The organism is Aliivibrio sifiae, from assembly GCF_002954715.1.
GTDB lineage: Bacteria > Pseudomonadota > Gammaproteobacteria > Enterobacterales > Vibrionaceae > Aliivibrio > Aliivibrio sifiae.
Genome location: NZ_MSCP01000001.1, coordinates 637,432 through 651,794, shown reverse-complemented (window position 1 = coordinate 651,794; position 14,363 = coordinate 637,432). Strand labels below are relative to the sequence as shown.

Below are 14,363 nucleotides of genomic sequence, written 5' to 3'. Positions count from 1 at the left end.
ATACTTAGAGTAGGATATAGACAGAGTTTAAACTAATAATAAGGAACAATATGAAAGGGTTATTCCACTTCATAGCAAAATGTTTTCAAGCGATATGGAAGTTACTTTCCTTTACGCGTCAACTGGTATTAAATCTATTCTTCCTCATTTTTATCGGCTTTATCGCCTTTACTTTTTTAAGTAGTGATGAATCTAATATAGAAACTCAACAGGTTGAGAAAAAAGCGTTAATCCTTGATTTAGCGGGCCCTATCGTCGAAGAAAGTAAATTCCGTGAGCCATTAGAACGAGTAACTTCTGATTTATTAGGCAGCCAAAAATCACAAGAAAACGTGTTATTTGATATTGTCGATACCATTCGTTTTGCTGCTAATGACGATAATGTGTCAGGGCTTGTTCTTCATTTAAAAGAGATGAATGAAACCAGCTTAACTAAACTTCGTTATATTGCTAAAGCAATTAATACCTTTAAGGCTGCAGGCAAACCTGTTTATGCAATTGGTGATTACTACAACCAGAGCCAATATTATTTAGCAAGTTACGCTGATAAAGTCTTCATGGCTCCTGATGGTACTGTCCTATTGCGTGGCTACGGTACTTATACTCTGTACTACAAAGATTTATTAGAAAAGCTAAACGTATCAACTCATGTTTTCCGTGTGGGTACTTATAAATCAGCGGTTGAACCTTATCTTCGTAATGATATGTCTGATGCAGCCAAAGAGTCAGCTTCGGCTTGGCTAACTCAATTATGGGATGCGTATCTAGATGATGTCGCTACTAATCGCCAAATTGATGCTAAAACGCTAACTATGCCAATGGACCAATTCATTGCCAAATTAAAGACTCTCAATGGTGACTTATCACAAATGACGATCGAGCTTGGTTTAGTTGATAAGCTAGCAACTCGCCAAGAAGTTCGTAAAGATATGATTGCCGAGTTTGGCTCAAATGGATACGACAGCTTTAAACAAATAAGCTACTACGATTACCGTTCACAAGTGCGCCCAACAATAGTTCCTGATGCTCAAGATATCGCTATTGTTGTGGCAAGTGGACCAATCATGGATGGAACTCAACGCCAAGGCACTGTTGGTGGAGACTCAACAGCGGCCCTACTTCGTCAAGCTCGTGGAGATGATAAAGTAAAAGCGGTTGTTCTTCGCGTTGACAGCCCTGGCGGTAGTGCATTCGCGTCTGAAGTAATACGTAATGAAGTAGATGCTTTAAAAGAAGCTGGCAAACCTGTTGTTATTTCCATGTCAAGTGTTGCTGCCTCTGGTGGGTATTGGATCTCTGCAAGCGCGGATAAGATCATTGCTCAACCGACCACAATTACAGGTTCAATTGGTATCTTTGGTATTTTAACGACCTTTGAAAAAGGGTTGGAAAAAATGGGAATTCACAATGACGGTATTTCGACTTCTCCATTCAATGGGGTTGGTTTAACTCGCCCATTAAATGATGATGTTGCCCAGGTAATGCAACTAGGTATTGAGCATGGTTACCACCGCTTTATTAAATTAGTCGGTGACCATCGTAATATGTCCCTAGAAGCCGTTGATAACGTTGCACAAGGCCGTGTTTGGACAGGTAAAGATGCACTCAAACATGGTTTAGTTGACCAGTTAGGTGATTTTGATGATGCAGTACAAGCAGCGGCTCAACTCGCTAATATGGAATCATATAACCTGTACTGGGTTAAAGAGCCATTATCGCCAATGGAGCAATTCCTTGAAGAATTAAGCATGAGCTTTAATGCCAATATAAAAACAGAGCTTTTCTCATTAGCACCAGAAGCTCTGCAACCAACCATCAGCAAAGTTGCAACAGACATCAACATGTTAAATAACTTTAATGATCCAAAAGGACAATATCTGTTCTGTCTGAATTGTAGCAATCTTTAAAAGCATGACGAGCCCGACACATGTCGGGCTTTCTTTATGACGAATGCACAGTATAATCGCACCACCTCCCATAACTCTGTACCGTTGTTATTATGGAAAGAAAACACATTTACATCGCCTATACAGGCGGCACAATCGGCATGTTGAAATCTGATGATCATGGTTATGTACCTGCATCAGGCTTTATGCAACATCAATTAAAACAAATGCCTGAGTTCCACCGTGCAGAAATGCCAATTTTCACCATTCACGAATATGAGCCATTGATTGACTCATCTGATATGACGCCAGAAGATTGGCAACGTATTGCAGATGATATTCGTGCTAACTACGATAAATACGACGGATTTGTAATTCTTCATGGTACGGATACCATGGCCTACACAGCATCAGCACTTTCATTCATGCTAGAGAATCTAGGAAAACCAGTTATTGTAACGGGATCTCAAATTCCTCTGGCTGAACTTCGATCAGATGGCCAAAGCAACTTATTAAATGCATTACACATTGCGGCTAACTACCCAATTAATGAAGTCACGTTATTTTTCAATAACAAGCTTATTCGTGGCAATCGCAGTACAAAATCTCATGCAGATGGCTTTGATGCATTCTCTTCACCAAACTTGCCACCACTATTGGAAGCCGGTATTAATATTCAAATTAATGGTGCAGAAATTAATAAACAGCCAAAAGGCGAATTCACAGTTAATAATATTACGCCACAACCAATAGGCGTAGTGACTATGTACCCAGGTATCTCTGCTGAAGTGATTAAAAATACATTACGTCAACCAGTGAATGCGATGATTTTACTGACTTTTGGTGTTGGTAATGCGCCGCAAAACCCAGAACTTCTTGCTCAATTAAAAGAAGCCTCTGAACGTGGGGTTGTAGTTGTAAATCTAACACAATGTTTATCAGGAAAAGTAAACATGGGTGGTTATGCCACAGGTTGTGCCTTAGCAGAAGCCGGCGTTATCAGTGGTTATGACATGACACCTGAAGCAGCACTTGCTAAATTGCATTTTCTTCTGAGTAAAGAACTGCCTTATGAAACAATGCGCACAATGATGCAGCAAAGTTTACGTGGCGAGTTAACTCACTAAAACCTTGTAACAAACTTACCTTGTTATAATAAAAAGGCTTCCCTGATATTCTCATGAGAAGCCTTTTTTGTTCTATTAACTAATGCAATTAACTCTATTTAGAATTTTGAGATTATTTCTTTTCGTTAAGAATAATACGCAATGTACGACGAAGTGGCTCTGCTGCACCCCATAGTAATTGGTCACCTACTGTAAAGGCATTCAAGAAATCATTACCCATCGACATCTTACGTAAACGGCCAACTGGAACAGACAAAGTACCTGTTACTTTCGCAGGAGTTAATTCTTGTGCAGTAATGTCACGATCATTTGGAATTACTTTAACCCAATCATTATGAGTCGCGATGATTTCTTCAATCTCATCCATCGGTACATCTTGTTTAAGTTTAATCGTCAGTGCTTGTGAGTGACAACGCATCGCGCCAATACGTACACATGTACCATCAATGGCAATTGGAGAATCTTGTAAACCGAGAATTTTATTCGTCTCAACAGTCGCTTTCCACTCTTCTTTACTTTGTCCATTTTCACGCTTCACATCGATCCAAGGGATCAATGAACCAGCTAATGGTGCACCAAACTCTGACGTTGGGAATGAATCAGAACGAATTGTTTCTGCTACTTTTCTATCAATATCTAGAATAGAGCTTGAAGGGTTTGCTAATTCAGATGTCACGCAGTCATTCACTACTCCCATTTGAGAAATAAGCTCACGCATATTTTTTGCACCAGCACCTGAAGCTGCTTGATACGTCATTGCACTCACCCACTCAACTAAACCTGCTTTATATAGGCCACCAAGTCCCATTAGCATTAGACTTACTGTGCAGTTACCACCAACATAAGTATTAGTACCCGCATGAATACCTTGTTGAATTTGATCAAAGTTAACAGGATCAAGCGTAATAATTGCATCATCTTTCATACGTAATGTAGAAGCGGCATCAATCCAATACCCTTTCCAACCTGCTTGACGAAGCGCTGGGTAAACTTTTTCAGTATAGCTGCCGCCTTGACAAGTAATAATAGCATCCAATTTTGATAACGATTGAATATCAAAAGCGTCTTGCAATAACCCAGCATCTTTCCCAAGGTTTGGCGCTGGAATACCTACTTGTGAAGTGGTGTAAAATACAGGTTCAATATGGTCAAAATCACGCTCTTCTACCATACGCTGCATTAAAACTGAACCAACCATGCCACGCCAGCCAACTAAACCTACTCTCATTGTACTCTCCCTGTAATTTCAAAAAATAAAAAATGCTTACTCCATCTATATGATGAACAGAAAAAAATCTCAAGTACTATTTTCCCTATATTTTTTATTTTATGAATCAGATTCTTTCAAATCTAAGAGAGCATTCTTTTCTTTAATGAATAAAAAACAAACAACTAAAAAATTAACTTAACCATCTAGCCATAGAAAGGTTAACAAAAAGTTATTTTTCTATAATTAATTATAGAAATTCGAATTAAACCGTCAAAAAGCAACATTTGCTTATAAAAATATCCCGTTACACTTCATAAAGATTCAAAGATAACAACAAAAGCAAACGATTACTCTAAAATAGGACCATTTTTCGAAAACTAAAATCACAATAACACCATATTTTTAACATAAAATAAAAACATTAATTCCGGATTAAAATCAAACGCATTTCATTTTAAATCAAAAAATTAACCATTTAATTACTTTAAACTTGTTAAATTAACAGACCTAGAGATAAGAATCACAAATAAGCCATACTTAATCGATCTCTTGTTGATCATAAGGTAAAGTGCACCTCGTTTAGAAAACACAATCCCTTATCGTATGAATTTTATTCATGCATACAAAAAAGAGGCTTTATACATGAAGCAAGCAACGACAAAGTTACCTTCGATAACACAGGTAATTATATCTTTAGGGCTATTTCTACTTCTTGCCTTTTCATTCACGGCACAACTTGATTTACCAATCCAATTAGCACTTTATATTGGTTGGTTCATTATCATTACGCTTGGTATCAAGTTAGGTCATGATTACAAATCTTTAGAAAAAGCAGCTCTAAATGGCATCTCCAATGGACTAGGAGCAGTATTAATTCTCTTGGCGGTTGGTGCTTTAGTAGGTACTTGGATTTCCGGTGGTATTGTTCCAACCATTATTTACTATGGTTTAAAAGCAATTCACCCATCGATCTTCCTTCTTGCAACGATGATCATTTGTTCATTAACGGCATTAGCAACCGGTACTTCTTGGGGTGCTGCAGGTACTGCTGGTATTGCAATGATGGGGATTGGTCAAGGTCTTGGTGTTCCTGCTCCAATTACTGCAGGTGCTATCCTTTCTGGTTGTTACTTTGGCGATAAAATGTCTCCACTGTCAGACTCAGTAATTCTTGCTTCTTCTATGTCTGGTGTTGAGGTTATGGAACATATCAAAGGTATGCTTCCAGTTGCACTTATCAGCTACATTATTACTGGTATCATGTTCACGGCTTTTGGTTTCCACTTTGCAGGCAACGTTGATATGAGCCAAGTAGACTCTGTTATTCTTGCAATGGAAGAGCAATTTGTTATCTCTCCATTCTCATTTGTACCCGTTGTTATTGTCCTTGGCCTATTAGCAATGCGTATGCCTTCATTCCCCGTCATTAGTTTTGGTTCTCTTTTGGGTATTATTTGGGCAGTGATGGTTCAAGATATCGACTTCTTAACTGCATTTAATACAGCGTGGGCCCCATTCTCTATTTCATCTGGTGTTGATTTCATTGATGCCATTCTAAACCGCGGTGGCATGTCTTCAATGCTTGGTTCCGTTGCTGTTATCGTATTTGGTCTAGGATTTGGTGGCCTACTAGATAAAGTTGGGGTACTAGAAACTGTAGCTAAGCTATTTGAAAAACGCGTACAAGGTCCTGGCTCACTAGCAACAAGTACAATTGCAACCGCTTTCTTTGGTAACATCTTCGGTTCAGCAATGTACGTATCTCTTATACTTACGCCAAAGATTTGTGCAAAAAACTACGACCGCTTAGGCTACAAACGTAAGAATCTTTCTCGTAACGCAGAGTTTGGTGGTACGTTGACATCAGGTATGGTTCCATGGAGTGATAACGGAATATACATGGCGAGTATCTTAGGTGTAGCAACATTATCTTATGCACCATTCATGTGGTTAAGCTTCGTGTGTATTATCGTAACTATCGTTACCTCTTACATGGGTTGGTTTGTTGATAAATGTGAACCAACAATTACTGCAGAAGAAACCGATGAAGCTATCGCAATAGAAACAAAAACAGCGTAATTTACCTGTTTAAATAGCGTTATCTAAATAAAAAAATGCCAGTGATTGTTAATTCAACCACTGGCATTTTTTATCTCGATTTTACCGATACAATTAAGTAATCGACTTTTATGCAGCCTTCTTTTTTATTGCTGCTCGTTTACCTAGGAAGTAACCTAAGCCCAAAGGAGCAAAGAAGATCGCTAGGATGAATAAGATAAAGTAAATAATGGTACTTTTAATTAAATCTATAACCTTATCCATAGCAAGCGTTAAGACATCTTGTGACACTTTATCGAGATCTTGAGTAAACTTCTCTCTCTCTTGTGAAACGATAACTGCAATCGCTTTACGCTCTCGCTCTACCATATTTACCAACTCTTTACGTTCTCTTGCAACCATCGCCTCTAAAGCTGTACGCTCTGCACTTAATTGATTAAGTTTATCGTCCGTTTTCATATCAAGGTCATCAAGCAGAGGTTGAAGCTGTAAGCTCATTTGCTCTGCTAGATTTTGCATGTACTCAGGGTTATTCTTTACGAAGTCTTGGAACGATTCAGAGGTATGACGTAAGCTTTCCATGGTTTTATTTATGTCATTACCATTTACATTGCTGTTCAGTGTAATCAGTTGTGCTTTCCATGTCATGATTTTTGGTGTTTGTTCTGATACTAAACCAAGACGATCAGACACATCGCCCAATGCTTCTGGCATGGTTCCTAACGTCGCAACAGCCTCTGACTCATCAATATTTTGATTCGCTAACCAAGCCTTTAGCGCTGGAGTTCTACGCATCGTTAAGTTTTCAAATTGATGAGTTGCAACAAATTCAGTAATAAAATCTTGCGCTTCATTAAACTCAGTACTTGATAACAGCTTTTCTGCCAAGGCTTTAATATCTTCATGCAAAAGCTGACTTGCTTCAAAATCAACGTTGCTATCAAATAATACAACCCCTTTTCCATCTACAGAAAAAAACTGCTCCATCTGAGCGGCAAACACCCATGAATCAATCAGTGCAATTTGAGGTGATACTTGATATGCCGCACGCTGTAACCCTTCTTCTGCATTAATTTTCCACAACAAGACATAAGATTGGTGTAAAACGTCGTCTTTTGGATACATTGATGAAATTTCATCCGCAGCCGCTTCGACTTCACTAAAGAAGTGTTTACTGTATGCACGAGTTAAAATACGAGTATTCAACTCCGTTGTCGTTAATGGTTCTGATTGAGACTCAATTTTCAGTTCCAGTAAAGAACAACCATTGAGAACAAACAGCGATAAGATAAGAGAAAAAAGTTTAAATGGAATGAGTTTAGAGGTGCGTTTCATGAACAACCCTACCTAGCCAGAATTTTATAATAAAAGGATAGATAGGGTATCATTTTGCAAAAATCAAGTTATCAAATATTTGAGAACAAACCGACAATTACGAATAAATCGGGGACTTTATTTTTGACAATATAGTCACAGGTTATGATTCAGAAGAACCTAAGCGTCGTGTTAATTGATCTTTAAGGTTTGGTGGCGTACCCTTAATCGTCAGTGTGTCAGTTTCTGGATCATAGAACACACGTTCGCCCAATAGCATCGCATCAAAATTCAATGACAAACCACCACCAGCGCCAACAAATTTAGTTAACTTACGTAATGCGGTACGATCAACAGGAAACGATTCTTCTAGCTCATAACCTTGCTCTTCTGCAAACTGGTAGAAATTAGAACCAGATTCAGAGATAGGCAATTCACCCGACAATTCTTTTACCGTTAATTCTTCACCTGCTTGCAGTTGACCATTACAGTAATCATATACTTGTTTACGGTATTGTTGCTTTTCTTCTTTTTCTAAACGTTCATCTGCACAAAAATCTTCTACTGCTTGCAGTAATACTTGGTTTTGTACCTTAGTATCCATACCAACATCTGCTTGTAAAAAATCCAAGAAGAAATCAGAAACTTTACGGCCTACACGCCCTTTAATAAAAGTCAGGTAGCGATTTGAATCCGAATCAGTCTCCCATGTTGATAAATCAATACGAGCTGCAATATCCATTTTTGCGATATCAAGATAATCCGTCGAGCTTATGTCTAGCTGCTCTGTTACCTTCATGCTTTCATTTGACGGTAAAACTGCAACAAAAAGGTATTCAGTTGCTAGCGAGCGATACTCAGCAATCACTAAGATACCTTCTTCAGCAAACGGGTATTTAATCAATTCTGATTTTAATTTTTCAGCCGATTTATTACTGAATTCTAAGAATGGTGTTTCATTCTTACGAACAGATCCTAACCAATGACCAAACTCACTTTCCGTCTTAAATACGCCAAAGCCTTTACCAGCTTTAGAGTTAAAGACACGATGTAGCTCAAAAACTAGGGCTTCAGTGAACTCTTCGTTGTCAAGAGTTTGATTTCGTAGACAAACTTCGAGTTCATCTTGCTCATTTTTTACTAATTTATGTAAAATTACGTTTGAAAGGGTTAAACTCATAATAGAAAAGGTTTTTAGTTGACGTGCATAGTAGGTTATCATAAGCCGCTTTCACTATCATTAACTGAAAAGACTTATGGCTATTACTTCTAAATACAGCAACAAACAAATTGAACAAATGTTAACAGAGATGGTCGATGTATTAGATAAACATCGTGCACCAGCTGATCTATCTCTAATGTTGGTTGGTAACATTGCTACCAATGTACTAAACCAAGAAGTGCCAGCAGAGCAGCGTAAAATCATCGCTGAAAAATTTGCTCAAGCACTGCTTAGCTCATTAGATACACCAAAAACTCACTAAGAGCGAGAATTCAATTACCATGGTTGATAGCGGAAATACTTACGGCGACAAAGTCTCTAAGTTAATAACTTGGGGCCACTGGTTCAGCTTTTTCAATATCATTGCTGCAATGCTTATTGGCACACGTTATATCTCGCAATCACCATGGCCTGAAACGCTATTAGGACAGACCTATCTGGTTTTAAACTGGATAGGTCATTTTGGTTTTCTCGTCTTTGGCTTTTACATTCTGGTTTTGTTCCCCTTAACCTTTGTTACGCCATCTCAGCGCTTAATGCGAGTATTAAGTGTCACTATCGCTACCGCAGGTATGACATTGTTACTGCTTGATACTTACGCTTATCAAAATCTTCATTTGCATATTACGCCTCTGGTTTGGGATATGCTCTTAAACAACGACAAATCAAATTTAAACACGCAATGGCAATACCTGTTCATTCTCGTACCTGTAATCTTCCTACTTCAACTTTCTCTATCTGAGTGGGTTTGGAATAAGCTTCGTAAATTAGCTCATAAGCACGTAGGTCGCCCTTTTGCCATTCTGTTTTCTGTTGCCTTCATTGGTAGTCATTTAATTCATACATGGGCAGATGCTTCTGCTTATGGACCAGTAACCGCCCAACGAGCCACTTTCCCATTGTCATATCCAATGACCGCTCGCTCATTCTTAGAGAAGCATGGTTTTATCGACCGTGAAGCGTTAACAAAACAAATTCAAGAAGAAGGCGCAGGCGGGGCTCAAGAGGCAATGCGTTATCCACTAGAGCCAATTAAATTCAAGTCAAAACAAACCGGTTATAATTTACAAATCATTATGATCGATAGCCTTCGTGCCGATACATTGAATCATACTGATACTCCAAATTTAACCCGTTTCGCACAGAACAATGTAAATTACAATAATCATTACAGCGCAAGCAATAACCCGACGAGCCTATTTGGTCTTTTCTATGGTCTTCCTGGAAATTACGTTGATAATTTTAGAAATTCAAATATTGAATCGCCTATTTTAGCTGAGTTACATAATCGTAATTACACTTTTGGCTTATTCAGTGGCGATGACTTCAACTCTTCATTATATAAACAAATCATCTTTACTAAAGACGAGATCGGCGAACCTAAAGAGAAAATGTCTGATAGCAAAGCAATTTCTCAATGGAATGATTGGTTCAAAGCACAGACACCTGACAAACCATGGTTTAGTTATTTAGAACTGACCTCTGTCTCTGAATATGACGCAACTAGTCCAATATCAACAGAAAACTCAGATCAAAGTGCTTTTGAAGTTAACTACCGTAAAGCAGTTAAAAAAACCGATCAGCAACTTAAAGCAGTATTGAACGCATTAAAACAATCTCCTGACTGGGAAAAGACCATTGTTGTGATCACATCAAATCACGGTATGGAATTTGATGAAACTAATACCAATAGCTGGGGTTCAAGTACCAACTTTAGTCAGTACCAATTACGTGTCCCAATGTTAATTCATTGGCCGGAAGTTGAGCCTGAATTAATTATGACTCGTTCAAGCCACTTAGATTTAACACCAACACTAATGGAGTCATTCTTAAAGACAACGACACCATCGGAAAGTTACAGCAGTGGTTTAAATTTGTTTACTCAAGACAATGACCGTAATTGGTTACTAGCGGGTGATAGAAAAAATATCGCTTTAATAACAAATACGAACACTGTTGTTATAGATACATTTGGTAACTACAAAGTCTACGATGAAAATTACAATCGCCTTACTGATGAAAAACCAAAACTCTCCTTATTGATGCAAGGCATCTCCGAGTTAAAACGGTTTTATCATCCTAAAAAATAATCCATAAAAAATCCCTTTATCAGAAGGGATTTTTTATATCCGCCGTTTGAATATTTCCATTACTACAAAAAATAAAATCAAAACCCTAATCGAATCCACTTTTTTCACGGTAAATAGATAAAATAATCCATTGCGATCAAAATGAGGTATTTATGAAACTACTACTTGTTGAAGACAACAAGGTTATGAACTCGCAAAAAAAGAAGACTTCGACTTAATCATTCTAGATATTATGCTGCCTAAAATGGATGGCCTTACCGTTTGCCACTGCCTTCGAGGAGAAGGAGTAGATACACCAATTTAATGCTCACTGCACGCGATATAACAGAAGACACGCTATTAGGCTTTCAATAAGGAGCTGACGACTATCTAATTAAACCTTTTGATTTGAATATTCTGGATGCTCGCATTAATGCACTTGTTCGTAGAACCTTTGGCAAACAAGCTAAGACAGAATTGCAGTTTGACGATTTATGCTTAAATTTGAATTCACATACATTATCTCGCCAAGGGTTAACTTTCTGCCTTAATCCAACTCAACTTATCATAATGAAAAGTCTACTTCTTTCAGCTCCAAAAGATATTTCAGGCAATACTCAAGGAACGGCACTCCTAATTCAAACAATTAATACCAATTACCAACAAATCGAACAATTGATTAAACGAGAACGAGTTTTCACTCGCTATGCAAGCCATGAACTATGCACCCCATTAATGGTGATGAAGGGCGCAACAAGCTTATTTGATCAATCAAATGTTCCTGATTTTCTGCAACGTCAAAAACAACGTCTCAATGATGCCATTGAAGAGATGACTGATTTCATTGATGCTTTACTGTCATTAACTCGTGACGCATCTGATAACAAAAATACAACAAAGTTCTACCGAAGCGCAATGGAAGCTGAGTTAGATAATATATTACGAGCTAATTCTCACCTTTATACGCTTTAAAAAAGTCACTTACAATATTCAAATAGACAACTTAACAACTACCTATAGCCCCGAAAATATTTTAAAAGTATTAATCGGTAATTTGATAAAAAATGCGTTTAATTGCACTGAAGAAAGGCAAATCTCCTTATTAATGAATCAAAATGGATTTTCAATTATTGATTCAGGTATAGGGTTAGATAGCAAACCTCGCGGTATTGAAGGTTTCGGTTTAGGATTATTAATTGTTAGAGATATCTGTCAGCTCTATGACTTAAGCTTTACGCTAAATATAAAGAAGAAAATAACGGCTGCATTGCGACTGTTTTATATAACAAAAACAATGAAATTAGTTAAAAATGAAGCATCATGCACAAAAATAGCGCACTCGACCATTTTTTTTCATTTTATGCTTTACAAAAAGTAAGGATATTACTATTATTCACCGCACTGGAGGGATGGCTGAGTGGTCGAAAGCACCGGTCTTGAAAACCGGCAACCGTTAATAGCGGTTCTAGGGTTCAAATCCCTATCCCTCCACCACTTTTCAAAATTCAGATAGAGTCTGAGTTTTAAAAATTGGAGCGGTAGTTCAGTTGGTTAGAATACCGGCCTGTCACGCCGGGGGTCGCGGGTTCGAGTCCCGTCCGCTCCGCCAATACAACGAAGCCTTGTCAGAAATGACGAGGCTTTTTTGTATCTATCGAATATAGAACCTCATCGATATCTGTATTTAAAATAGCGACGCTAGAATTCAAATTTCTATCCCTCCACCACTATTCAAAATTCAGATAGAATCTGAATTTTGAATAGTGGTGGAGGGATAGTTTAGTTGGTTAGACTTTTTATTGGAGAACTGAGCGACCTGACACGCCGAGGGACGAGCTGCTCTCAAGGTGAGGTAGAAAGTCCCGCTTGCTCCGCCAATACAACGAAACCTTATCAGAAATGACGAGGCTTTTTTGTATCTGTAGAATATAGTAATAGCTCAAATTAGCACTAAACCCTCCTCAATTTTCATTATTGTTTACCTAGTTAAATCTCATAATTCCCAACCTATATCGACATAAATAATTCTTACTTTGAATCCTCAATATAGCTTTAAATACCTTCACATTGTTTAAAATTAAATCAAACAGAATCTATTTTAAAATTAAGGCTTTACAATAAAACCTGTTCCGCCTATTATTCACCGCACTGGAGGGATGGCTGAGTGGTCGAAAGCACCGGTCTTGAAAACCGGCAACCGTTAATAGCGGTTCTAGGGTTCAAATCCCTATCCCTCCACCACTTTTCAAAATTCAGATAGAGTCTGAGTTTTAAAAATTGGAGCGGTAGTTCAGTTGGTTAGAATACCGGCCTGTCACGCCGGGGGTCGCGGGTTCGAGTCCCGTCCGCTCCGCCAATACAACGAAGCCTTGTCAGAAATGACGAGGCTTTTTTGTATCTGCTGAATATAATATTTAAGTAATCTATATAAATATATCAACACTAACCCCCCTTCTATCTCTACTACTTTTCAAGATTCAAATTCTTCCCACTTCTCGATTTTATTGTTTTAAAACTAAAACAAATTCTCAGACACTTTCATAAAAATGGAAGTAGCTAGCTAAATTTCATTCAAAGCGTTTTTAACTCACCAGTATTTGTACTAGCCTGTGATCTCGCTTTATAAAATAATGAGATAAATAAAAACCATGAAAAAAATCATTACAACGTTAACGGCTTTAACTGCTCTATCTGCTAGCTGCCTTGTTGCAGCCTCTGAATGGAGTTATTCAGGAGAAACGGCTCCCGCCCACTGGCACGGAACGTGTCAATCAGGTGTAAACCAATCTCCAATCGATATTACAGGTGCAGTTGAAAGCGAATTAAAACCAATTACCTTTAATTATACTCAAGCAGGAAAAAATATTGTAAACAATGGACATACAGTGCAAGTTAACTTTGATGGTAAGCAATCAATAAAAATAGAAGGGAAAACATTTAACCTTCTTCAATTGCACTTTCATGCGCCAAGTGAAAACCTCATAGCTGGCCATTCTTTTCCATTAGAGATGCACTTAGTTCATTCAGATAAAGAGGGGAATCTTGCTGTTATCGGAGTAATGTTTAAAGAAGGTAAAGCAAATACAGAATTAGCTAAAGTATGGAAAGAAATGCCAAAATCAGGAGAAGTAGATTTAACAAATAAATTAGACCTTGTGAATTTACTTCCAGCCGATCAAGCTTATTATCGTTTTAATGGTTCATTAACGACTCCACCATGCAGTGAAGGGGTTACTTGGTTTGTAATGAAGAATCCAATTAGCATTTCATCACAACAATTAACTCAATTTAAAGCATTATATGATGGCAATAACCGCCCAACACAAGCGATTAATGCCCGACCGGTACTGCAATAAAAATAAAAAAGCCACATTCCGCTTTAAATTTCATCGATATGACCAAATTTAAAGCGAACAGTTTTTATTTTTAAAAGAGTGCTTTACAAGAAGAACGGTTCCCCCTATTATTCACCGCATC

At 37.9% G+C, this 14,363-nt stretch carries 12 protein-coding genes and 4 tRNA genes; 13 read left to right on the top strand and 3 right to left on the bottom strand.

The genetic code is table 11. The annotated features are described in order from the left end of the window. Positions 1 to 50 precede the first annotated feature (50 nt). The gene (gene sppA / locus BTO23_RS02940) at positions 51 to 1,907 is read left to right on the top strand and encodes a signal peptide peptidase SppA (protein WP_060991362.1); all 1,857 of its coding nucleotides are present in this window, start codon (positions 51 to 53) and stop codon (positions 1,905 to 1,907) included. Between the two features lie 92 nt (positions 1,908 to 1,999). After that, positions 2,000 to 3,013 (top strand): asparaginase, encoded by a 1,014-nt coding sequence (ansA, locus tag BTO23_RS02935; protein WP_060991363.1) that lies wholly within the window; start codon positions 2,000 to 2,002, stop codon positions 3,011 to 3,013. 112 nt (positions 3,014 to 3,125) lie between these two features. Here the strand turns inward: ansA and asd are convergent, their stop codons facing one another. Then, positions 3,126 to 4,241, bottom strand: a complete 1,116-nt coding sequence (gene asd, locus BTO23_RS02930; protein ID WP_060991364.1) for an aspartate-semialdehyde dehydrogenase — start codon at positions 4,239 to 4,241, stop codon at positions 3,126 to 3,128. Between the two features lie 624 nt (positions 4,242 to 4,865). Here asd and nhaC point away from each other — a divergent pair. Next, a complete protein-coding gene (nhaC, locus tag BTO23_RS02925) occupies positions 4,866 to 6,302 on the top strand; it encodes a Na+/H+ antiporter NhaC (protein ID WP_060991365.1) in 1,437 nt (478 codons plus the stop codon). Positions 6,303 to 6,410: 108 nt separating this feature from the next. Here nhaC and BTO23_RS02920 read toward each other — a convergent pair whose 3' ends face one another. Together BTO23_RS02920 and yejK are read right to left on the bottom strand one after the other, a co-directional pair. Continuing rightward, on the bottom strand, positions 6,411 to 7,616 hold the full coding sequence (locus tag BTO23_RS02920; protein ID WP_105062902.1) for a chemotaxis protein: 1,206 nt from the start codon (positions 7,614 to 7,616) through the stop codon (positions 6,411 to 6,413). Between the two features lie 142 nt (positions 7,617 to 7,758). Continuing rightward, positions 7,759 to 8,775, bottom strand: coding sequence for a nucleoid-associated protein YejK (gene yejK / locus BTO23_RS02915; RefSeq protein WP_170066719.1), 1,017 nt, complete (start codon positions 8,773 to 8,775; stop codon positions 7,759 to 7,761). Positions 8,776 to 8,851: 76 nt separating this feature from the next. On the opposite strand from yejK, the gene BTO23_RS02910 reads away from it, so the two are divergent. The 10 genes from BTO23_RS02910 (at position 8,852) to BTO23_RS02870 (ending at position 14,242) form a co-directional block, all read left to right on the top strand. Next, complete coding sequence (locus BTO23_RS02910; RefSeq protein ID WP_060991367.1) at positions 8,852 to 9,079, top strand: YejL family protein; 228 nt, start codon at positions 8,852 to 8,854, stop codon at positions 9,077 to 9,079. Positions 9,080 to 9,098: 19 nt separating this feature from the next. Beyond that, entirely contained in the window at positions 9,099 to 10,907 is a 1,809-nt protein-coding gene (locus BTO23_RS02905; RefSeq protein WP_105062900.1) for a DUF3413 domain-containing protein, read from the top strand. A 232-nt stretch (positions 10,908 to 11,139) separates the two neighbouring features. Then, complete coding sequence (locus tag BTO23_RS21625; RefSeq protein WP_342752356.1) at positions 11,140 to 11,211, top strand: response regulator; 72 nt, start codon at positions 11,140 to 11,142, stop codon at positions 11,209 to 11,211. 83 nt (positions 11,212 to 11,294) lie between these two features. After that, positions 11,295 to 11,858, top strand: coding sequence for a histidine kinase dimerization/phospho-acceptor domain-containing protein (locus tag BTO23_RS02900; RefSeq protein ID WP_245922070.1), 564 nt, complete (start codon positions 11,295 to 11,297; stop codon positions 11,856 to 11,858). Next, positions 11,818 to 12,264 (top strand): ATP-binding protein, encoded by a 447-nt coding sequence (locus BTO23_RS21620; protein ID WP_146107780.1) that lies wholly within the window; start codon positions 11,818 to 11,820, stop codon positions 12,262 to 12,264. The genes BTO23_RS02900 and BTO23_RS21620 overlap by 41 nt, the downstream gene beginning before the upstream one ends. Before the next feature lie 25 nt (positions 12,265 to 12,289). Then, a tRNA-Ser gene (locus tag BTO23_RS02890) sits at positions 12,290 to 12,380 on the top strand. Positions 12,381 to 12,418: 38 nt separating this feature from the next. Next, positions 12,419 to 12,495, top strand: a tRNA-Asp gene (locus tag BTO23_RS02885). Positions 12,496 to 13,036: 541 nt separating this feature from the next. Then, a tRNA-Ser gene (locus BTO23_RS02880) sits at positions 13,037 to 13,127 on the top strand. A gap of 38 nt (positions 13,128 to 13,165) precedes the next feature. Beyond that, positions 13,166 to 13,242, top strand: a tRNA-Asp gene (locus BTO23_RS02875). Between the two features lie 292 nt (positions 13,243 to 13,534). Continuing rightward, positions 13,535 to 14,242, top strand: a complete 708-nt coding sequence (locus BTO23_RS02870; RefSeq protein WP_061013869.1) for a carbonic anhydrase — start codon at positions 13,535 to 13,537, stop codon at positions 14,240 to 14,242. The last annotated feature ends 121 nt before the right edge of the window (positions 14,243 to 14,363 follow it).